At 38.0% G+C, this 20,564-nt stretch carries 23 protein-coding genes; 18 read left to right on the top strand and 5 right to left on the bottom strand.

The annotated features are described in order from the left end of the window. Positions 1–21 precede the first annotated feature (21 nt). From rpsH to AC1DNH_RS07730, 16 genes are all read left to right on the top strand, one after another. Positions 22–420 (top strand): 30S ribosomal protein S8, encoded by a 399-nt coding sequence (rpsH, locus tag AC1DNH_RS07655; RefSeq protein ID WP_010599896.1) that lies wholly within the window; start codon positions 22–24, stop codon positions 418–420. An 18-nt stretch (positions 421–438) separates the two neighbouring features. Further along, entirely contained in the window at positions 439–996 is a 558-nt protein-coding gene (gene rplF, locus AC1DNH_RS07660) for a 50S ribosomal protein L6 (protein ID WP_056848531.1), read from the top strand. Positions 997–1,001: 5 nt separating this feature from the next. Further along, entirely contained in the window at positions 1,002–1,355 is a 354-nt protein-coding gene (gene rplR, locus AC1DNH_RS07665; RefSeq protein ID WP_029278655.1) for a 50S ribosomal protein L18, read from the top strand. Between the two features lie 17 nt (positions 1,356–1,372). Next, positions 1,373–1,891 (top strand): 30S ribosomal protein S5, encoded by a 519-nt coding sequence (gene rpsE, locus AC1DNH_RS07670; RefSeq protein ID WP_010599893.1) that lies wholly within the window; start codon positions 1,373–1,375, stop codon positions 1,889–1,891. A 4-nt stretch (positions 1,892–1,895) separates the two neighbouring features. Continuing rightward, complete coding sequence (gene rpmD, locus AC1DNH_RS07675) at positions 1,896–2,075, top strand: 50S ribosomal protein L30 (protein WP_010599892.1); 180 nt, start codon at positions 1,896–1,898, stop codon at positions 2,073–2,075. Between the two features lie 103 nt (positions 2,076–2,178). Next, positions 2,179–2,625: a 50S ribosomal protein L15 gene (rplO, locus tag AC1DNH_RS07680; protein ID WP_025145210.1), complete on the top strand. Its 447-nt coding sequence runs from the start codon at positions 2,179–2,181 to the stop codon at positions 2,623–2,625. Between the two features lie 7 nt (positions 2,626–2,632). Further along, a complete protein-coding gene (gene secY / locus AC1DNH_RS07685) occupies positions 2,633–3,973 on the top strand; it encodes a preprotein translocase subunit SecY (protein WP_029278656.1) in 1,341 nt (446 codons plus the stop codon). An 8-nt stretch (positions 3,974–3,981) separates the two neighbouring features. Beyond that, complete coding sequence (gene map / locus AC1DNH_RS07690) at positions 3,982–4,767, top strand: type I methionyl aminopeptidase (protein ID WP_057932148.1); 786 nt, start codon at positions 3,982–3,984, stop codon at positions 4,765–4,767. Positions 4,768–4,838: 71 nt separating this feature from the next. After that, positions 4,839–5,057, top strand: a complete 219-nt coding sequence (gene infA, locus AC1DNH_RS07695; RefSeq protein ID WP_010599888.1) for a translation initiation factor IF-1 — start codon at positions 4,839–4,841, stop codon at positions 5,055–5,057. 1 nt (position 5,058) lies between these two features. After that, complete coding sequence (gene rpmJ, locus AC1DNH_RS07700; RefSeq protein ID WP_010599887.1) at positions 5,059–5,175, top strand: 50S ribosomal protein L36; 117 nt, start codon at positions 5,059–5,061, stop codon at positions 5,173–5,175. Positions 5,176–5,243: 68 nt separating this feature from the next. Beyond that, positions 5,244–5,621 (top strand): 30S ribosomal protein S13, encoded by a 378-nt coding sequence (gene rpsM, locus AC1DNH_RS07705; RefSeq protein WP_010599886.1) that lies wholly within the window; start codon positions 5,244–5,246, stop codon positions 5,619–5,621. A gap of 152 nt (positions 5,622–5,773) precedes the next feature. Next, entirely contained in the window at positions 5,774–6,163 is a 390-nt protein-coding gene (gene rpsK, locus AC1DNH_RS07710; RefSeq protein WP_025145207.1) for a 30S ribosomal protein S11, read from the top strand. Positions 6,164–6,225: 62 nt separating this feature from the next. Then, positions 6,226–6,834 (top strand): 30S ribosomal protein S4, encoded by a 609-nt coding sequence (gene rpsD, locus AC1DNH_RS07715; protein WP_029282720.1) that lies wholly within the window; start codon positions 6,226–6,228, stop codon positions 6,832–6,834. A gap of 85 nt (positions 6,835–6,919) precedes the next feature. Then, positions 6,920–7,912 (top strand): DNA-directed RNA polymerase subunit alpha, encoded by a 993-nt coding sequence (locus tag AC1DNH_RS07720; RefSeq protein WP_025145205.1) that lies wholly within the window; start codon positions 6,920–6,922, stop codon positions 7,910–7,912. Positions 7,913–8,015: 103 nt separating this feature from the next. Beyond that, positions 8,016–8,540, top strand: coding sequence for a 50S ribosomal protein L17 (gene rplQ, locus AC1DNH_RS07725; RefSeq protein ID WP_029278659.1), 525 nt, complete (start codon positions 8,016–8,018; stop codon positions 8,538–8,540). A gap of 345 nt (positions 8,541–8,885) precedes the next feature. Then, positions 8,886–11,855, top strand: a complete 2,970-nt coding sequence (locus AC1DNH_RS07730) for a glycoside hydrolase domain-containing protein (RefSeq protein ID WP_477608885.1) — start codon at positions 8,886–8,888, stop codon at positions 11,853–11,855. Positions 11,856–12,109: 254 nt separating this feature from the next. On the opposite strand, the gene AC1DNH_RS07735 is transcribed toward AC1DNH_RS07730, so the two are convergent. Beyond that, positions 12,110–12,742 (bottom strand): gluconate 2-dehydrogenase subunit 3 family protein, encoded by a 633-nt coding sequence (locus AC1DNH_RS07735; protein WP_477583880.1) that lies wholly within the window; start codon positions 12,740–12,742, stop codon positions 12,110–12,112. A gap of 11 nt (positions 12,743–12,753) precedes the next feature. Further along, a complete protein-coding gene (locus AC1DNH_RS07740) occupies positions 12,754–14,490 on the bottom strand; it encodes a GMC family oxidoreductase (protein ID WP_477583882.1) in 1,737 nt (578 codons plus the stop codon). Positions 14,491–14,740: 250 nt separating this feature from the next. Between AC1DNH_RS07740 and AC1DNH_RS07745 the strand changes: the two genes are divergently transcribed. Beyond that, on the top strand, positions 14,741–15,922 hold the full coding sequence (locus tag AC1DNH_RS07745; RefSeq protein WP_477610527.1) for a class I SAM-dependent methyltransferase: 1,182 nt from the start codon (positions 14,741–14,743) through the stop codon (positions 15,920–15,922). A 150-nt stretch (positions 15,923–16,072) separates the two neighbouring features. On the opposite strand, the gene AC1DNH_RS07750 is transcribed toward AC1DNH_RS07745, so the two are convergent. Together AC1DNH_RS07750 and AC1DNH_RS07755 are read right to left on the bottom strand one after the other, a co-directional pair. Next, complete coding sequence (locus AC1DNH_RS07750; protein ID WP_477579150.1) at positions 16,073–16,648, bottom strand: murein L,D-transpeptidase catalytic domain-containing protein; 576 nt, start codon at positions 16,646–16,648, stop codon at positions 16,073–16,075. 65 nt (positions 16,649–16,713) lie between these two features. Then, on the bottom strand, positions 16,714–17,073 hold the full coding sequence (locus tag AC1DNH_RS07755) for a DUF1304 domain-containing protein (RefSeq protein ID WP_477579152.1): 360 nt from the start codon (positions 17,071–17,073) through the stop codon (positions 16,714–16,716). Between the two features lie 404 nt (positions 17,074–17,477). On the opposite strand from AC1DNH_RS07755, the gene dnaK reads away from it, so the two are divergent. Beyond that, on the top strand, positions 17,478–19,388 hold the full coding sequence (dnaK, locus tag AC1DNH_RS07760; RefSeq protein WP_477579153.1) for a molecular chaperone DnaK: 1,911 nt from the start codon (positions 17,478–17,480) through the stop codon (positions 19,386–19,388). A gap of 478 nt (positions 19,389–19,866) precedes the next feature. Here the strand turns inward: dnaK and AC1DNH_RS07765 are convergent, their stop codons facing one another. Continuing rightward, a complete protein-coding gene (locus AC1DNH_RS07765; RefSeq protein ID WP_477625289.1) occupies positions 19,867–20,559 on the bottom strand; it encodes a TMEM175 family protein in 693 nt (230 codons plus the stop codon). Positions 20,560–20,564 lie beyond the last annotated feature (5 nt).

Genomic DNA, 20,564 nt, shown 5'->3' on the forward strand with positions numbered 1-20,564 from the left:
CACTATCAAAAACAATAAAAAATGAATACAGATCCAATAGCAGATTATTTAACAAGAGTAAGGAATGCCATTAAGGCCAACCACCGTGTTGTAGAAATTCCTGCATCAAACCTTAAAAAAGAAATTACTAAAGTTCTTTTTGACAAAGGTTACATCGCGAACTACAAGTTTGAAGATACTACAGTTCAAGGCACAATTAAAATTGCTTTGAAATACAATCCAATTACTAAAGTTCCTGCTATTCGTACATTAGTGCGAGTAAGTAAACCAGGTTTGAGAAACTATGCTGGTGTTGAAAATATGCCAAGAGTATTAAACGGTTTAGGTATCGCAATCTTATCTACTTCTAAAGGTGTAATGACCGATAAAGAAGCAGCCAAATTAAACATTGGTGGTGAGGTATTGTGTCACGTTTATTAATATTAGGAGAACAGCACAATGTCAAGAATAGGAAAAGCCCCAATTACAATCCCTGCAGGTGTTACAATTACCGTATCAAAAGATAACGTAGTAAGTGTAAAAGGTCCTAAAGGTGAATTAACACAAGCAGTAGATTCAGATATCACTGTAAGTCAGGAAGACGGAATTTTAACAGTTCAACGTCCTTCAGAACAAAAGAAACACAAAGCATTACACGGTTTATATCGCTCATTGCTTAACAACATGGTTGTTGGTGTTACAGAAGGTTATAAATTAACTCAAGAATTAGTAGGTGTTGGTTACCGTGCTACAAACCAAGGTAACACACTAGATCTAGTTTTAGGTTATTCTCACCACTATGTATTCCAGTTACCAGAAGAGATTAAAGTAACTACATCTTCAGAAAAAGGTCAGACTCCTAAAATCATTTTAGAAAGTATTGACAAACAATTGATCGGTCAAGTAGCAGCGAAAATCCGTTCGTTACGTGCACCAGAGCCATATAAAGGTAAAGGTATCAAGTTTGTAGGTGAAGTGTTAAGAAGAAAAGCAGGTAAATCAGCATCTAAAAAATAGTAATCATGGCAGGTAAAAAATTATCAAGAAGAGATCGTATTAAAAAAGGGATCAGAAAAAGACTTACCGGTTCGGAAGAACGTCCAAGGTTATCTGTATATAGAAGCAATAAAGGGATTTATGCGCAGGTAATTAACGATGTAACCGGTAAAACAATAGCATCAGCATCATCATTATCGAAAGATTTTACTGGTACTGGAAACAAAAGCGATCAGTCGGTTGCAGTAGGCAAATTAGTTGCCGAAAAAGCAATCGCTGCAGGTGTTAAAGAAGTTGTTTTCGATAGAAATGGCTATTTATACCACGGTCGTGTAAAATCGTTGGCAGAGGGTGCCCGCGAAGCTGGTTTAGTATTTTAATCTGAAGAAAAAGTAAGATGTCAACTATTAATATAAAAAGAGTAAAAACCACCGATATCGAATTAAAGGATCGTTTGGTTAGTATACAACGCGTTGCCAAAGTAACCAAAGGTGGCCGTACTTTCAGCTTCTCAGCAATTGTTGTTGTAGGTGATGAAAACGGTGTTGTTGGTTTCGGTTTAGGTAAAGCGAAAGAGGTAACTGAAGCAATCGCTAAAGGTGTGGATGATGCTAAAAAGAACTTGGTAAAAGTTCCAATTTTAAACGGTACTGTTCCTCACGAGCAAATCGGTAAATTCTCAGGTGGTTTTGTTTTAATCAAACCAGCTGCAGTAGGTACCGGAGTAATTGCTGGTGGTGCGATGCGTGCTGTATTAGAGAGTGCTGGCGTGCATAACGTATTGGCAAAATCTAAAGGATCATCTAACCCACACAACGTAGTAAAAGCAACTGTTGATGCATTAACTAAAATGCGTGATGCTTATACAGTAGCTCAAACTCGTGGTATAGATTTAAACAAAGTATTTAACGGATAATATCATGGCTAAGATCAAAATAACACAAGTAAAAAGCGTTATCGACAGAAGCGAGCGCCAAAAAAGAACCGTTCAGGCTTTGGGTTTATCTAAAATGAACCAAAGTGTTGAGGTTGAAGCTACTCCGCAAATTATCGGTATGGTTCGCAAAGTGAACCATTTGGTAGCAATCGAAGCAATCTAGTAAAAGTTTTAAAGGTAGTATGGGTAAAAGCCGTACTACCTTTATATATGTTTAATCGTTGTACCTGTTTAGTGAAAGCGAAGGGCAACACAAATTCAAAAAAATGAATTTAAGTAATTTAAAACCTGCAGTAGGTTCTACAAAAAACAGCAAAAGAATTGGTCGTGGTACAGGTTCTGGTCGTGGCGGTACTTCAACTCGTGGTCACAAAGGTGCGGGTTCTCGTTCAGGTCACAAAACCAAAATCGGTTTCGAAGGTGGTCAAATGCCTTTACAACGTCGTGTGCCTAAAGTTGGTTTCAAACCAATCAACCGTACAGAATATGTTGGCGTAAACTTAGATGTTTTACAAGCTTTAGCTGAAAAACACAGCTTAACAACTATCGATTTCGCTGCTTTACAAGCACATGGTTTAGCTTCTAAAAATGACTTAGTTAAAATTTTAGGTCGTGGTGAAGTTAAAGCAAAGCTAGAAATTACAGCACATGCGTTCTCTGCAACCGCACAAAAAGCTATTGAAGCCGCAGGTGGTTCTATTGTAAAATTGTAATTATTAAATGAAGAAGCTATTTACTACTTTAAGTAATATCTGGAAAATTCAGGAATTAAAAGAGCGTATATTGTTTACGCTCTTAATTCTTTTGGTATACCGTTTCGTATCTCACGTGGTTTTACCAGGTGTAGATCCAACTGCTTTAGGCAATAACGAAAAATCAGGAATCTTAGGCTTACTAGATATGTTTGCCGGAGGTTCTTTCTCTCGTGTGTCTATTTTAGCGTTGGGGGTAATGCCTTATATCTCTGCATCGATTGTGGTGCAACTATTGGGTATTGCTGTTCCTTCTTTCCAAAAAATGCAGAAAGAGGGCGAAAGTGGTAGAAAGAAAATGAACCAGATTACCCGTTACCTAACGGTAGCGATCACAATCGTTCAATCTGTTGGTTACGTTAAAACGCAAGTTCCCGCAGAAGCTATTTTATTGCCAAATACTTTATTCTTAGTGTTATCTACGTTTGTATTAACAGCAGGTACATTATTTGTAATGTGGTTGGGCGAAAAAATTACTGATAAAGGTATTGGTAACGGTACATCACTAATCATTATGGTTGGTATTATTGCCCGTTTACCAGTTGCAATTTCTCAAGAATTTAGTGCACGTGTAGGCTCATCTAGTGAAGGTGGAGGCCCGGTGGCATTGGTTTTAGAGATCGTTGCATTATTTGCTGTGGTAATGTTTACCATTTTAATTGTTCAAGGTGTACGTAAAGTACCTGTACAGTACGCAAAGAAAATAGTTGGTAACCGCCAGTTTGGTGGTGTCCGTCAGTACATTCCTTTAAAGGTAAATGCTGCTGGTGTTATGCCGATCATTTTCGCTCAGGCGTTAATGTTTATTCCAGGTGCTTTAATGCAGTTTGTTCCTTCATTACAAGGTTCTTGGTTAATCCAGTTCAGTAACACAACTTCGTTGGCTTATAGCTTAACGTTCGCATTTTTAATTATCGCATTTACTTTCTTCTATACTGCAATTACAGTTAATCCAACTCAAATGAGTGATGATATGAAGAAAAACGGTGGTTTTATCCCAGGTGTTAAACCGGGTTTTGCAACATCAACTTTTATTGATGATGTAATTTCTAAAATCACTTTCCCAGGTGCAGTATTTTTAGCGATCATTGCTATTTTACCTTCGTTAGCGGTTAAGTTCGGCATTAAACAAGAGTTTGCGCACTTCTTCGGTGGTACTTCTTTATTGATTTTAGTTGGTGTTGTATTGGATACTTTACAGCAGATCGAAAGTTATTTATTGATGCGCCATTACGATGGTTTGATGAAAACGGGTAGAGTTACTGGCAGAACAGGTGTTCCTGCTGCAAGTAGCAACGCAGCGTTGTAGTGTAACGAATGTCTAAAATTTATTACAAATCTCTTGAGGAGATCGAGTTAATAAGAGAAAGTTCCATGCTTGTTTCTAAAACTTTGGCCGAAGTGGCCAAGGTGATAAAAGCAGGCATGACTACTATTCAGTTAGATAAACTAGCCTACGAGTTTATAAGTGACCATGGAGCGATTCCGGCATTTTTAAACTATAATGGTTTCCCTAATTCTTTATGTATTTCGCCAAATGAACAGGTTGTTCATGGTTTTCCAAGCGAATACGTAATCCAGGAGGGCGACTTAATTTCAGTTGATTGTGGGGTTATTAAAAACAATTATTTTGGCGATTCGGCCTATACTTTCTCTATCGGGGAAATTGATGCCGAAAAACAGAAATTGATTGAGGTTACTAAACGTTGCCTGGAATTGGGGATAGAAAAAGCTGTTGTTGGTATGCGTATCGGTGATATCGGTTTCGCTGTTCAGCAGTATGCAGAAGCTAATGGATTTGGTGTAGTAAGAGAGCTTGTTGGGCACGGTGTTGGTGTAAAACTTCATGAGAAACCAGAAGTTCCGAATTATGGGAAACGTGGTGCAGGGCCAAAACTTGAAGAAGGAATGGTAATTGCGATAGAACCCATGATCAATGCAGGCGTAGCCGGTGTTAAATTCCATAACGATGGATGGACGGTAACCAGTAAAGACAATAAACCATCGGCACATTTTGAACACACAGTAGCCGTAAAAAAGGGCAAAGCAGATGTTTTATCAACGTTTTCTATAATAGAAGAAGTTTTACAACAAAAAAAATAAATAATTAAAATTTTTTATTTAATTTTGCAACCCTGTTTAGAAGCAGCTAATTAAGTAACAATCAATAAAATATGGCTAAACAAGCCTCAATTGAACAAGACGGAGTAATAAGAGAAGCATTATCCAATGCGATGTTCCGGGTAGAACTCGAGAACGGGCATGAGATTATTGCGCATATTTCAGGTAAGATGAGGATGCACTACATCAAAATTCTTCCTGGAGATAAAGTTAAATTGGAAATGTCTCCTTATGATTTAACAAAGGGACGCATTACTTATAGATACAAATAAAATGAAAGTTAGATCATCAATTAAAAAACGTAGCGCTGATTGTAAGATTATTCGCCGTAAAGGTAAACTTTACGTAATCAACAAGAAAAATCCTAAATACAAGCAACGTCAAGGGTAATTAAAAATATTGTAATGAACCGCACAACGGTGGCCCGCCGTTCGGAGTTACTCAAAAAATAAATAAATATGGCAAGGATTTCAGGTATTGATTTACCAAGAAACAAAAGAGGAGAGATCGGTTTAACGTATATCTACGGAATTGGCAGAACAACTGCACAACGTATATTAACTACAGCAGGTATCGACTTGAACAAAAAAGTACAAGACTGGTCTGATGATGAGTTATCAGCTATCCGTACAATGATTAACGATGAGATTAAAGTAGAAGGTGCTTTACGCTCAGAGGTTCAGTTAAACATCAAACGTTTAATGGATATTGGTTGTTACCGTGGTTTACGTCACAGAAAAGGTTTACCTTCTCGTGGTCAGCGTACTAAAAACAACTCACGTACTCGTAAGGGTAAGAGAAAAACAGTTGCTAACAAGAAAAAAGCTACTAAGTAATAGATAGATATGAGATATGAGATTTTAGATGTGAGCACCATATCTTTAAAATCTGCTCAAATCTGGAATAAAAGATAAAAAGTAGGATACTGAGTGTCGGGGTAGAGAAAGTCTCATATCTCAAGTCTCATATCTAAAATCTAAAAGATAAAATGGCTAAGAGTAAAAAAGTAACAAAAAAACGTATCGTTGTAATTGAGTCTGTTGGTCAGGCGCATATCAATGCTACCTTCAACAACATTATCGTTACCTTAACAAACAACAATGGACAGACTATTTCATGGTCTTCTGCTGGTAAAATGGGCTTTAAAGGTTCTAAAAAGAACACACCATATGCGGCTGGTCAAGCAGCTTCAGATTGTGGTAAAGTTGCGTTTGATTTAGGTTTGCGTAAAGTTGAAGTATTTGTAAAAGGTCCGGGTTCAGGTCGTGAATCTGCAATCAGAACTTTGCAAGTAGCAGGTATCGAAGTAACATCTATTAAAGATATTACTCCACTTCCTCACAACGGATGTCGTCCTCCTAAAAAGAGAAGAGTTTAATTAATTTTAAAGCTAAGAATCTCAGGTTACAGATCTGACGATACTTTAAAACAGAAAAAAAAATGGCAAGATATACAGGCCCAAAATCAAAAATCGCCCGTAAATTCAGAGAACCAATCTTCGGTCCTGATAAGGTGTTAGACAGAAAAAATTATCCTCCTGGGCAACATGGCTCATCAAAAAGAAGAGGAAAACAATCTGAATATGCTATCCAGTTAATGGAGAAACAAAAAGTAAAATATACTTATGGTGTATTAGAAAAACAATTCAGTAACTTGTTTAAAAAAGCATCTTCTCGTGCTGGTATTACCGGTGATAACTTACTTCAGTTATTAGAAGCACGTTTAGATAACACAGTTTACCGTTTAGGTATTTCAACAACCCGTTCTGGTGCACGCCAGTTAGTTAGCCATAAACACGTTACCGTGAATGGTGAAGTTGTAAATATCCCTTCATATCAGTTAAAAGCTGGTGATGTGGTTGCTGTTCGTGAGAAATCTAAATCTTTAGAATCAATTAGTAACTCAGTTGCAGGTAGAACTATTAATAAGTTTGCTTGGTTAGAGTGGAACGCTAGTGAATTAACTGGTAAATTCTTAACCTACCCTCAACGTGATGAGATTCCTGAAAACATCAAGGAAAACTTAATCATCGAGTTGTACTCAAAGTAATAAATGAACTAGTTAATTACCTCAGAAGGGTAATTAACTTTTTTCATGTTACTATATATTCAATAACGAATTTAAAAAATTATAAATGGCAATTTTAGCATTTCAGAAACCAGACAAAGTGATCATGCAGAAATCAACCGATTTCGATGGCACATTTGAATTTCGTCCTTTAGAGCCCGGTTTCGGTGTAACAATTGGTAATGCCTTAAGAAGAATTTTACTTTCTTCATTAGAAGGTTATGCTATTACTACTATTCGTTTTTCAGGCGTATCTCACGAGTTTTCTACCATGAAAGGTGTTGTAGAAGATTTAACTGATATTATCTTAAACTTAAAACAAGTTCGTTTTAAGAAAACAGGTGATTCAGGTGATTCTGAAAAAGTTTTCATCATCGTTAATGGTCAAGATCAGTTTAAAGCTGGTGATATCACTAAATTCTCTAACAACTTTACAGTTTTAAATCCTGAGCATGTAATTTGCAATATGGATAAATCTGTTACTTTGGAAGTGGAATTAACCATCAATAAAGGACGTGGTTATGTACCTGCTGAAGAAAATAAAGTTGCTGATGCTGTTGTAGGTGTAATCGCAATCGATTCGATTTATACTCCAATGAAAAATGTAAAATACACGATCGAAAACTTTCGTGTTGAGCAAAAAACGGATTATGAAAAATTGGTTTTAGATATCTCTACTGACGGTTCAATTCATCCAGAAGAAGCATTAAAAGAAGCGGCTAAGATCCTTATCCAACACTTTATGTTATTCTCTGATGAGAATTTAGTATTAGAATCTCAAGCTAAAGAAGAAACTAAAGAAGTTGATGAGGAAATTTTACACATGCGTAAAATCCTTAAAACTGAATTGGTAGACATGGATCTTTCAGTTAGAGCATTAAACTGCTTAAAAGCTGCTGATATCCGTACTTTAGCTGATTTAGTTTCTTACGATGTTGCTGATATGTTAAAATTCAGAAACTTCGGTAAAAAATCTTTAACAGAGATCCAAGAATTAGTAAAATCAAAAGGTTTATCATTTGGTATGAACCTGTCTAAATTTAAATTAGACGAAGAATAAACGCATTGCGCCATGCGCTTAGCGCTGAATAAATTATTATTTCACAGTGTATAATTCCCTCAGCTTAATTGCAACGAGACGGTATACACTCAATTAAAAAACAATGAGACACGGTAAAAAAGTAAACCACTTAGGTAGAACCGCAAGCCACAGAAAGGCGATGTTAGCTAACATGGCTTCATCACTTATTTTGCACAAAAGAATTACAACAACTTTAGCTAAAGCTAAAGCTTTACGTACTTATGTTGAGCCAATTATCACTAAATCAAAAAATGATACTACTCACTCACGTCGTACAGTATTTGCTTATTTACAAGATAAAGAAGTAGTAACAATCTTATTCCGCGAAATTGCTGAGAAAGTTGCAAACCGTCCAGGTGGTTACACTCGTATCATTAAATTAAACAACCGTTTAGGTGATAACGCTGAAATGGCTTTAATTGAATTGGTAGACTATAATACAGTTTACGGTAAAGATGCAGAGGTTAAAGAAGAGAAGAAAACAACTCGTCGTGGTAGAAGTAAAGCTACTGCTGCACCTAAAGCTGCTGAAGCGAAAGCTGAAGTTGCTGAAGAAGTTGCGCCTGCTGAAGAAGCTCCTGCTACTGAAGAACCAAAAGGAGAATAATTTTATTCACCTTAAGATTAAAAAAGTCCTGTTCGAAAGAGCAGGACTTTTTTTGTGCCGTTTTGTGCTGTCAGATGTTATTCTGTGGCGTCAGATGTTACCATCTGACAGTTTGTTAAAAATAAATTAGATCTTAAGAATTTCTTCTATGTGTCAGATGGCAACATCTGACACCACTATGAATCTATGGCATAACTCCATTAGGCACATGATAGCCACTAATGAACTATTGACCAATGAACTATTGAACTATTGAACCAAATAAATCAAACGTTTGTCTCATTTTTTCATTACATAGCTTTATTTTAGCTAGGTATCTATAAATTAGCCGAAAACAAATTTGAAATGAAATTCAGGCTTTTTCTATTACTCTGTCTTTTCGGACAGCTATCTCTTAATGCACAAACATTAAAATACACCAATGGTAACAATGACTGGAATCCCGATTCTTTAGGTAACCATAGAGTTGTGGTGCAGTTTGCTGGTACAGGCCAAATTGCCCATGCTAAAATCGATTGGCGCCGGAGAGATGAACATCCAGAACTAAAAGGAATCATCGTACAAGATGCCAGTGGTAAAACTGTTTCGGTAGTGGGCACAGATAAATTGACAAGAGAAAGTGCTGATATTTATTTCGAAGCACCTGGAGCTGGAAAATATTATGTTTACTACCTCGCTTATAAAAATGAGGGAAGAAGTAATTATCCGAAAGGAGTTTACTTAAAGCCTAAACAGGCTGACCAGGCATGGTTAAGGGCGGCAAAACAGGTTAAAGTGAATACATCTGTTGTAGAGATCCAGTCTATCGATGCTTTCAACTCTTTTTACCCAATGGAAGTAATTGCCACTGGCAAAGAAACGGCTGCAATAAAGGCCAAATATGCTTCAGAAGCTTTTGTCGTTTTTCCAGAGGACAGAATGTTTCCGATCAAAATGCAGAACGATTTACCTTATCGCTGGGTGCAAAAAGGCGCTGCAAATACTTTTACAGGATCGGCTGGCAAAGGTGAAAACTATGCTTTTCAATTAGGCGTATTTGCTTTAAAAGATCTGAAAAATGTAGTGGTTAGCTTCGGTGATTTAAAAAATTCAGCCGGAAAAGTAATTTCTTCAAAATACATTAACTGCTTAAATACCAATGGAACAAGTTATGATAACAAACCTTTGGTCGAAAATGTAAATGTAGCCTCTGGCAAAATTCAGCCGATGTGGATTACGGTCAACATTCCTAAAAATACTGCTGCAGGTATTTATGCTGGAAAATTTACAGTTAAAGCCAATGGGAAATCGAAAGTAATCGATGCCAAAATTACAGTAGGCAACGAAGTTTTGGCCGATGCTGGGGTAGGAACCCCAGATAAACAGACTCGCTTAACCTGGCTAAATTCTACTTTAGCACAAGCGAATACGGTTGTAGCACCATATACGCCACTAACAGTTGATGGGAATGTAATCTCGCTTTTAGGTAGAAAGTTCGAAATTAATACCGATGGTTTTCCTAAGCAGATTCAAACGCTCTTTAATGCAGAGATGACGGCTTATAGCGAAAAACCTAATAATATCCTTGCAGAACCTATCCACTTTCACTTTTTTAATACGCCAAAAACGCAGGAGAAATTTGTACCTAGTAATTTTCAGATCACCAGTAAAGAAGCTGGAACCGTAAAGTGGACGGCCACCAATACTTCTGAAAACCTGAGAATGGATTTAGAAGGTGCTTTAGAGTTTGATGGCTATGTACATTATGTAGTTAAGGTAACCGCGTTAATGGATGTTGAATTTAGTAATGTCGATTTTCATATCCCATTTGATAAGGGCTCTACTAAATATTTGATGGGCCTAGGTGAAAAAGGTGGTGTTAGACCAGATACTGTAAAATGGAAATGGGATGTAGCGAGTAAAAACCAGGATGCCGTTTGGATCGGGAACGTAAATGCAGGCCTGTATTACAACTTAAGAGATGAAAACTATGTTCGCCCGCTTAATACTAATTTCTATCTTCAAAAGCCCTTATTATTGCCTAAATCGTGGGGTAATGGTAATAAAGGCGGCATCCAGATTAATGTTAAAGGAAGTTCGATGCTTGCCGACAATTTTACTGGTGCTAGAAGCATGAAAAAGGGTGATGTGTTATACTACAATTTCAATTTACTGATCACACCTTTCCATTTACTTAACACCGATTTTCAATGGGACAATCGTTTTTACCATAAATATGGCGATTTAGATACGATCAAAGCTAAAGGTGCAACGGTGGTGAACATTCACCATGCCACGCCGATCAACCCTTGGATCAATTATCCATTTATCGAATGGAAAAAGATGAAAGATTATATCGGTAAAGCACACTCAAAAGGATTAAAAGTTAAAATTTATAATACGGTTCGCGAACTTTCTAACCATGCATATGAGTGGCCGGCTTTAAGGAGTTTAGGTACTGAAGTATACTCTCCTGGTAAAGGAGGAGGCTTTAGCTGGCTACAGGAACATTTAGATTCCAATTATATTGCTGCCTGGTTTGTTCCTGAAATAAAAGACGCGGCCGTAATTAACAGCGGAATGAACCGTTGGCACAACTATTACGTAGAAGGAATGAATTGGTTGGTAAACAACGTTGGGATTGATGGTGTATACTTGGATGATGTGGCATTTGACCGTGTAACCATGAAGCGTATAAAACGTGTATTGACACAGGATAACCACCCGGGGATTATCGACTTGCACTCTGCGAATCAATACAATAAAAGTGATGGCTTTAACAATAGTGCCATTTTATACCTGGAACATTTCCCTTATTTAAACCGTTTATGGTTTGGCGAATATTTCGATTACCAAAAAAACAATCCCGATTTCTTTTTAACAGAGGTAAGCGGAATACCTTTTGGATTAATGGGAGAGATGTTACAGGATGATGGAAACCCTTGGCGTGGTATGATTTATGGCATGACAAGCCGCTTGGGATGGTCTGACAAAAGTGACCCAAAACCATTATGGAAAGCCTGGGATAATTTCGGCATAAAAGGATCTGAGATGATCGGTTACTGGAGCGAAAACTGTCCGGTTAAAACCGATAACCCTAAAGTATTGGCAACTGTTTATAAACAAAAAGGTAAAACAATGATTTCATTGGCAAGTTGGGCAGAAGCAGATATAAAGGTTAATTTAACTATCGATTGGGCGAAGCTGGGGTTAGATGCCGGGAAAGTAAAAATAGCAGCTCCTGCAATTGACAAGTTTCAAACTTCGGGAAGTTATCCTGATGGAAAATTTATTCCTGTTGAAAAAGGAAAAGGTTTGATTTTGATTGTAGAGTAATATTTTATTGGCCGTCACCCTGAACTTGTTTCAGGGTCTTTATTACAATAAATAAAAGAAGTCAAGTTTTTTAAACTTGACTTCTTTGGTATAAGATTATATTTTCCATGTACTGTGGTTCGGAATCTTCACAAACCGCGTAATTCACAACGGTCGTCATTGCGAGGAGGAACGACGAAGCAATCTTACAACGATCGCTACTAGCTGGCGCATTAAGACTGCTTCGTGCCTCGCAAAGATGATTTTTTTTGCAATTATACTTTCACATTCTCCATTCCGTACTGTTTCAGTACATCTGCTGGAACACCAGCCCACTGGTTTGGCGCATTGCCTACATAACCAATATCTTTTACACCAATTTCTGTAGTGTAAAAACCTGATGCTGTTAAGTTTCTCATTCTATTGAAAAAAGTTACACCCGCCTGCATTTCCGGTCTGGCTTTTTTAGGGTATGCAATTTCATCTACAATCGAAATTTGTTGATCCTTTGATGCCTCAACAAATGATTTTTGGAATTTATTAAAGCTATATACATCCAGCCATTTCAGGCCGCCACGCATCGGTACTTTATGTTCAGGAATATCTTTTACAATAAATTCGATAAATTCTGGCACTTTAGCATCAGATGCACTGCCCGATACATCATCTTTAGGAATAATAATGTCGGCAAGAACTGTAATGGTAGCCATTTCATGTTTAGTGAAAAAGGTTTCAGCTTTTAATTTCTTATCACGGTCTATTTCCCATTGTTCTCTTCCGGCTTCCTTTGCGGTTTCTTCAGGTGCGGCTACTTCTGTTTTTGTTTCAGGTTGTTTACAGGCCTCTAACAATACCGCAGTACTAACAGCTGTTAAACCTAATGCTTTTATGGAATCACGTCTATTCATATGGTAATTCTTTAAATGTTTTGTTTTTTCTTTTGAGCTAAAATATATTCGGCTGTACGCATCGAAAGCGCTAAAATCGTCCAGGTGGCATTTTTATCACCTTGTTGAACAAACGGACCCGCATCAACCACAAATAGGTTTTTACAGTCGTGTGCCTGGCAATATTTATTCAAAGCCGATTTTTTAGGATCGTCGCCCATGCGGATGGTTCCAACTTCGTGAATAATTTTTCCGGGGTTGAGTAAACCGTAATTGGTATCTGCGCCCTGAATTTCGGAAGTAACCACCGCACCCATTTCTTTCATTATCGAAAGGAAAGTTTCTTGCATGTGTTTTGCTTGTAGGATTTCATCTTTGTCCCATTTGTAGTTAAACCTTAAAACCGGAATACCATATTTATCCACCGTGTTCGGATCAATTTCGCAGTAGTTGGCTTCTCTGGCAATTGCTGTTCCACGACCAGCCATGCCAACACCAGTTCCATAGAAACGGCGATAATCATCCTTTAACGATTTTCCATAACCTCCCGCTTCTTTCATTTTTCCATCTCTGCCAGGTACCATTCCATTCATTTGGGCTACACCGCCGCCAAAGCCATATGCAGGCATACCCATGCCACCCCAATATTCGATATGGTAACCACGCGGGAAGTTTAGTTTACGATTATCTAACCACCAGGGCGAATAGATGTGCACACTGCCCAAACCATCTTCATTGTAACGTTTTCTGTCCATTAACTGTGGAAGAAAGCCCGAAACACTTGCTCCGGTAGAATCGTGCAGGTATTTTCCAACCACGCCACTACTATTGGCCAGGCCATTTGGGTGAGAAGCTGATTTTGAATTTAATAATATACGGGCCGATTCACAGGCACTGGCACCTAAAATAACCAGTTTGCCATTTACCTGGTATTCTTGCAGGTCTTTACGGTTTACGTAAGAAACTCCTTTTGCAGTACCGTCTTTATCGGTGATTACTTCGCGTACCATGGCATCGGTAATTACAGTAAGGTTTCCTGTTTTTACTGCAGGATTCACCAAACATGACGATGATGAAAAATCACCATACACTTTACAGCTTCTTCCGCACTGACCACAGTAGAAACAAGGTGCACGGTCGTTGTTATTAGGTAAGGCTTCGGTAAGTACAGACCCACGGCCGGTAATTACTTTTACACCCGCTTTTTCTGCACCTTTTTTGATGAAAAGTTCGTTTAATCTTGGTTTTGGCGGTTTCATAAAGATTCCGTCTGGCTCATTCTCTAAACCTTCTGCCGTTCCATAAATACCGATCATACGGTCAACTTTATCGTAGAACGGTTTTACATCTGCGTAAGTAATAGGCCAGGCATCGGTTAAACCATCTTTAGGTTTAAAATCGTCCGGACCCATCCGTAAAGAAATTCGTCCCCAGTGATTGGTACGGCCACCGAGCATCCGCGAACGGAACCATTCGAATTCGCTTTTGTTTTTCTGGGTATAAGGTTCGCCTTCTAATTCCCATCCTCCATACGAAGCATCAAAATCACCAAATGGACGCGTTGTACTTGCACCACGACGGGGAGATTCCCAAGGCCATTTTAATTGATGTGAATCTAATCGCGGATCGAAATTTTGACCAGCTTCGAGCATTAAAACCTTTTGACCTGCATGTGCCAGAACATATGCAGCCATTCCACCGCCCGCACCTGAGCCAACAACAATGGCATCATAAACGGTAGGCGATTTTTTTATCTGAAAGTCACTCATGAATTGTGGTTAGCTATTTTTATATAATCTAATCTAAAGCTTAATTTTTTGAAATAAAAGTGTTCGGCTATTTTGGAATCAATATAGATAATATTGCCCATGCATATTTCTAAATCGTATTACGTCAGCGCTGGATTAGCCGTTTTTAATCAAATAAATCTTAAAATGGTCGCTCTATTGTTACATTATCACGGATATGTTCTGCTCCGGATAAACTTGATTATCTTTGTTGTTAAAATTATCGATGCCAGTGTTAGAATATATAGAACAATTTACCATAGCTTTAAAAGAAAGCCTAAATACAGCAAGTTTTGTAAAGGTATCTTTAGGGAACTATAAAGGAGAAGAGGAAGCATTAAAGCAGATTCTTATCCGCAAAGTGGTGATTAAACGTGAAGATAAACTGGCCTTTACTTATCGCTATAAAACCCGCGATGTGGTGAAAAACTATGCAGTTGATGAAGCAATAGGCTTGATTATCGATTATCTTGAAAAAGGTTTTAAAATCGGTACTTTGTTTACCACCGAAAAGGATCTGATTTTGGAGGAACTGAACAATGGCAAGATTGTTTTTAGGGAAAGCAAAGCATCAAGTTCAGCAGCGCCATCGGTCAACCACGATAAAGAAAAAGCCAGGTTGATTAAACCAGAGGCGAAGTCTTATTTAACGGAATTGAAAATCACCGATGCAGAAGGGAAGGTTTTCAAAAATGCGCAGGATAAATTCCGCCAGATTAACCATTATATCGAAATTTTAAGTTCTTTAATTAAAGAGCTGCCAGAAGGAACCATTAAAAAGGTTGCTGATATGGGTTCAGGTAAAGGTTATTTAACTTTTGCGCTTTACGATTATCTTCATTCGGTTTTAAAGCTCGAAACTGAAGTTATAGGCGTGGAATATAGGCAGGATATGGTTAATTTGTGTAATCAGGTTACGGTTAAATCTGCTTTCGATAAATTAAACTTTGTTCAGGGAACGATTGAGGATTACAAGGCTGATGATGTGAATCTCTTAATTGCGTTACATGCCTGCGACACCGCTACAGACGATGCCATTTTTAAAGGGATTAAAGCCAATGCCGAACTGATTGTTGTTGCGCCTTGTTGCCACAAACAGATCCGTAGAGAGATTGAGCAACATAAAGTAAAAAATGATGTTTCGTTTTTAACTAAATATGGCATCTTTTTAGAACGCCAGGCCGAAATGGTTACCGATGGAATCCGTGCCCTGATCTTAGAATATTTCGGATATAAAACCAAAGTTTTCGAATTCATCTCGGATGCACATACACCTAAAAATGTGCTTGTGGTGGGGGTAAAGGGCAAGGAGCATGGAACAGAGAAGAAAGCAGATATTTTACAGAAAATTAAAGCAAGTAAGGAATACTTTGGAATTGGCTATCATCATTTAGAAAGATTGTTGGAATTATAGATTTTCTAATGCGGTCGTCATGCTGAATTTATTTCAGCATCTATCCTACATCTAGAAAAAATAGGGCGTTATCGATCAGTGAGACGCAGGCCCGATAAGATCAATCCCTCTTGCAAACTAGGTCGTGAAACAAGTTCAGGGTGACGACAGCTAAATATATATCCAAAGCAGCACAGGTTTTTTCCTGGTTTTGAGCAACGCATCAATCTTTCGCATGGTACCGTTTGACAAAACGGGGCAGCCAGCACTTTGTCCGAATAAAGTTTGGGGATAAATTTCCTGGTTGGGAACTGGCGTGTAGGAATGTAAAACCACAATCCGTTTAAAAGCATTATTATTCGTTTTTTCTAAACCGTACATTTTATAATGCACATTAATCCCCCAATTGCTGTATGAGCGGCCTTTAACTTTGTATTTGCCTAAAGAGGTGCAATAACTTCCTTCTTTGTTGCTGAAAACCGGTTTTGTTGGCGTACTGCCGCCTCCAACACCATGGGAACAAAGACCTTCGATGGTGATCTCTTTTTGTTTAAAATCGTAAACAAAAATTCTGTTTTTGCCGGAATGGATACTCATATCAATCATAATGGCGATTGAAGTATCCATCTTATTTTTCTGGCAGAAGGCCAATGCTTCCTTAATTCTGTCTGCACTTACGTAGTGATTAGCCCTGGGTTTAAAACCGAACAACGTAAACAAGATAAGAAGAGCGGATAGCTTATGCATATTATGTTGATGGCGCTAGGAACTTACTATGTAGGTTGGTGCGACACCAACCAATAGAATGGAACTTACAGATGCAATAAAATCAGTGCTATTAAAGCTGGAATCGACTGTACGTAAAGAATTTTTTTACTTGCTGTGGCTGCACCATAAATACCAGCGATAATGACACAGGTTAAAAAGAATATGGCCACATAAAATTTCCAGTGATGATCGGTTATGCATAACGACCAAATTAAACCTGCTGCTAAAAAGCCATTGTATAATCCCTGGTTTGCTGCCAGTGTTTTTGTCGGCACAAATAAATCTTTTGGGATGGTTTTAAATACTTTCGGTGCCTTGGTGGTCCAGGCGAACATTTCTAACCAAAGGATATAGATGTGGATGAAGGCCACTAAGCCGATTAGGATTTGTGCTGCTAATTGCATTATAGATTGGATTATACAGATTTAAATGATTGCACCGATTGATTGTAATTTAAAGATATAAAACTTTGAGGGCATTTAGATGATCACTCATTATTTCTGCTTGTGTTTTATCACCGAAGCGCAAAAAATGCTGTTCAATAAACCCGATAATAGCGGGCACGAGTGAAACGAAGTAAAGCGATTAGCGGGACTGCTGCCTCCGAAGTACTGCTGACTTTCATTTTCAAATCATTTTAAGGAATTTGTCTTTCAGCTTATTCTGTCATGCTGTCAGTAAACTATAGTCTCTTTTTTTACATTTTATCAGTCTTTTACCAGTATTATCTGCCAAAACCCAATTGGCACAAGCATTGTTTAATAGGAGTAGAAATTATAATACTTTAAAAAGAGAAAATACAAATACAATGGGAAAAATTATTGGAATAGACTTAGGAACAACAAACTCTTGCGTGAGCGTAATGGAGGGCAACGAGCCTGTAGTTATCGCAAACAGTGAGGGTAAACGTACTACACCGTCTATTGTTGCTTTTGCAGAAAACGGTGAGCGTAAGGTTGGCGAGCCTGCTAAACGTCAGGCTATAACCAACCCAACAAAAACGATATATTCGATTAAACGCTTTATGGGTAACAGCTACGACGAAAGTGCGAAAGAAGCTGGACGTGTACCATATAAAGTAGTTAAAGGTGATAACAATACACCACGTGTTGAAATCGACGACAGAAAATATACTCCACAAGAGATTTCTGCAATGATTTTACAGAAGATGAAAAAAACTGCTGAAGATTTCTTGGGTCAGGAAGTAACTGAAGCGGTAATTACTGTACCAGCTTATTTTAACGATGCACAACGTCAGGCTACTAAAGAAGCAGGCGAGATTGCAGGTTTAACTGTAAAACGTATCATTAACGAACCTACTGCAGCTGCTTTAGCTTATGGTTTGGATAAAGCACACAAAGACATGAAAATTGTTGTTTTTGACTGTGGTGGTGGTACGCATGACGTTTCTGTTTTAGAATTAGGTGATGGTGTTTTCGAAGTAAAATCTACTGATGGTGATACACACTTAGGTGGTGATGACTTTGACCACATTATTATTGATTGGTTAACTAGCGAATTCAAAGCTGAAAACAGCATGGATTTAGCTAAAGACCCAATGGCTTTACAACGTTTAAAAGAAGCTGCTGAGAAAGCTAAAATTGAGTTATCGAGCACAACTTCTACTGAAATTAACTTACCATACATTACTGCTGATGCTAGCGGCCCTAAACACTTAGTACGTACCTTAACCCGTGCTAAATTTGAGCAATTGGCTGATAGTTTGATCAAACGTACTATCGATCCTTGTAAATCTGCTTTGAAAAATGCTGGTTTAAGCACAAGCGATATCGACGAAATTATCCTGGTAGGTGGATCTACACGTATCCCTGCTATTCAGGAAGCGGTTAAAGCTTTCTTCGGTAAAGAGCCAAGTAAAGGTGTTAACCCTGATGAGGTTGTGGCAATCGGTGCTGCTATTCAAGGTGGTGTGTTAACTGGTGATGTTAAAGATGTATTGTTATTAGACGTTACGCCTTTATCATTAGGTATCGAAACTATGGGTGGTGTAATGACTAAATTAATCGAGTCTAACACAACTATCCCAACTAAAAAATCGGAAACTTTCTCAACTGCAGCTGATAACCAACCTTCGGTAGAGATCCACATTTTACAAGGCGAGCGTCCAATGGCTGCTCAGAACCGTACAATTGGCCGTTTCATTTTAGATGGTATTCCACCAGCACCTCGTGGTGTGCCTCAGGTAGAAGTATCGTTTGATATTGATGCCAACGGTATCTTACACGTTAGTGCTAAAGATAAAGCTACCGGCAAAGAGCAAAAAATCCGTATCGAAGCATCTTCAGGTTTAACTGATGCTGAGATCAAAAAAATGAAAGAAGAAGCTGAAGCTAATGCAGCAGACGATGCTAAGCAGAAAGAAGAAGCTGATAAAATCAATGGAGCTGATGCTTTAATCTTCTCAACTGAGAAACAATTAAAAGAGTTTGGTGATAAATTATCTGCTGATAAAAAAGCACCGATCGAAGCTGGTTTAGAGAAATTAAAAGCAGCGCACGGTTCTCGTAACTTTGCAGATATCGATGCAGCACAAGCTGAATTGCAAAATGCATGGAACGCAGCATCTGAGGAAATGTACAAAGCTGGTGAGCAACCTCAGGGTGGCGAACAAGCACAAGCTGATGGTCAGCCTCAAGGTGGTGGCGATAACGTTACCGATGTTGATTTTGAAGAAGTAAAAGAAGACGATAAGAAATAATAGTCTTGAGTCTGAATTCCTGAGGCGTAAGTCTTAGGAGGATAAAATAAAAGCGTTTCTGATTGAGTTCAGGAGCGCTTTTTTGTTTTCTGTCATTCTGAGGAGAACGAAGAATCTGTTTCATAAGTTGCTTGATGCTTTTCAAAATAATGCCTTGTACTTTTTTGAAAACGATCGGTTCAGTGCTTTTCGGAAAAGCAGACCCGCCATTCGCTAATCCGATGCTAATTTAGTGCCGATTTATCGGTAAAGGATCGGAACCGCTGCTGTCGGGTTTAGGAACGGAGTTTAGTACTTTTGGATGGGTTTGAATAGTGATGAGGCTAGCTTATGCGTTCCTTAAATGCCTGGTATGGTTAAATATTGGCATATTGTTTAATTTCTTTTGCTTAACGCAGAAACCATCCTTTCTGTTATAAAACTGTAGAATAAAGAATTTATTCCTAGACCGAGAAAAAATGTTACAACTCCAATTAAATCACTTTCTGTGTCTTGCTTTTGGCTTTTCATGATATTCCAAGTCGTTTGCTTTGCCAAAAAATCTATTCAATAAAGCAATTGCCGGCCAAATTAACATCGGTGTAAATCTGCTTAACATATTCATACTGTTTGTGCTCGGCAAAAGTAGGTCGATTAGGATACCCAACAAAAATATGGCTGGTACAATCAATGTTCTCCAACGAGCCAACTGACGGGTTTTTAAATCGTCAAATCCATCAGAAATACGACCTTTATGCTTAATAATGTAAGTCAACATTCTATAATTGAGAAAGCCAGTTAGCGCTACATTTAAGGAATAAAACCAAAAAGGGAGGCTATATGTGGTATTGTCGCTATAATAAGCTGAACTAAAGGGCATAAGGATAATCGAAAATAGAAAGAAGAAATTCAGCCAGATTAATTTATCATCGTAATCTTTAATAAAAGAAAACATGCGGTGATGAGAGCGCCAGTAAATCGCAACAACAAAAAAGCTGATAATAAATCCAACAAATTTGGGAATTAAATTTAACAACTGATCGACCATTTCAGTAAAAACCATATTTTTGTGGATTTCTGGAGCCTTAATTTCTATAATTAAGAGCGTAATGGCGATTGCAAAAACAGCATCAGTAAAAAGAATCATTCGTTCAATCTGAAATTCTTTCTTTAATTCACCATGTTCTGACATAAAAT

The sequence above is a fragment of the Pedobacter sp. 01N310 genome (assembly GCF_056399805.1).

Bases quoted from the DNA above. Each gene is read 5' to 3' on its own strand.
- rpsH (WP_010599896.1), top strand. From the start codon at position 22: ATGAATACAGATCCAATAGCAGATTATTTAACAAGAGTAAGGAATGCC.
- rplF (WP_056848531.1), top strand. From the start codon at position 439: ATGTCAAGAATAGGAAAAGCCCCAATTACAATCCCTGCAGGTGTTACA.
- rplR (WP_029278655.1), top strand. From the start codon at position 1,002: ATGGCAGGTAAAAAATTATCAAGAAGAGATCGTATTAAAAAAGGGATC.
- rpsE (WP_010599893.1), top strand. From the start codon at position 1,373: ATGTCAACTATTAATATAAAAAGAGTAAAAACCACCGATATCGAATTA.
- rpmD (WP_010599892.1), top strand. From the start codon at position 1,896: ATGGCTAAGATCAAAATAACACAAGTAAAAAGCGTTATCGACAGAAGC.
- rplO (WP_025145210.1), top strand. From the start codon at position 2,179: ATGAATTTAAGTAATTTAAAACCTGCAGTAGGTTCTACAAAAAACAGC.
- secY (WP_029278656.1), top strand. From the start codon at position 2,633: ATGAAGAAGCTATTTACTACTTTAAGTAATATCTGGAAAATTCAGGAA.
- map (WP_057932148.1), top strand. From the start codon at position 3,982: ATGTCTAAAATTTATTACAAATCTCTTGAGGAGATCGAGTTAATAAGA.
- infA (WP_010599888.1), top strand. From the start codon at position 4,839: ATGGCTAAACAAGCCTCAATTGAACAAGACGGAGTAATAAGAGAAGCA.
- rpmJ (WP_010599887.1), top strand. From the start codon at position 5,059: ATGAAAGTTAGATCATCAATTAAAAAACGTAGCGCTGATTGTAAGATT.
- rpsM (WP_010599886.1), top strand. From the start codon at position 5,244: ATGGCAAGGATTTCAGGTATTGATTTACCAAGAAACAAAAGAGGAGAG.
- rpsK (WP_025145207.1), top strand. From the start codon at position 5,774: ATGGCTAAGAGTAAAAAAGTAACAAAAAAACGTATCGTTGTAATTGAG.
- rpsD (WP_029282720.1), top strand. From the start codon at position 6,226: ATGGCAAGATATACAGGCCCAAAATCAAAAATCGCCCGTAAATTCAGA.
- AC1DNH_RS07720 (WP_025145205.1), top strand. From the start codon at position 6,920: ATGGCAATTTTAGCATTTCAGAAACCAGACAAAGTGATCATGCAGAAA.
- rplQ (WP_029278659.1), top strand. From the start codon at position 8,016: ATGAGACACGGTAAAAAAGTAAACCACTTAGGTAGAACCGCAAGCCAC.
- AC1DNH_RS07730 (WP_477608885.1), top strand. From the start codon at position 8,886: ATGAAATTCAGGCTTTTTCTATTACTCTGTCTTTTCGGACAGCTATCT.
- AC1DNH_RS07735 (WP_477583880.1), bottom strand. From the start codon at position 12,742: ATGAATAGACGTGATTCCATAAAAGCATTAGGTTTAACAGCTGTTAGT.
- AC1DNH_RS07740 (WP_477583882.1), bottom strand. From the start codon at position 14,490: ATGAGTGACTTTCAGATAAAAAAATCGCCTACCGTTTATGATGCCATT.
- AC1DNH_RS07750 (WP_477579150.1), bottom strand. From the start codon at position 16,648: ATGCATAAGCTATCCGCTCTTCTTATCTTGTTTACGTTGTTCGGTTTT.
- AC1DNH_RS07755 (WP_477579152.1), bottom strand. From the start codon at position 17,073: ATGCAATTAGCAGCACAAATCCTAATCGGCTTAGTGGCCTTCATCCAC.
- dnaK (WP_477579153.1), top strand. From the start codon at position 17,478: ATGGGAAAAATTATTGGAATAGACTTAGGAACAACAAACTCTTGCGTG.
- AC1DNH_RS07765 (WP_477625289.1), bottom strand. From the start codon at position 20,559: ATGTCAGAACATGGTGAATTAAAGAAAGAATTTCAGATTGAACGAATG.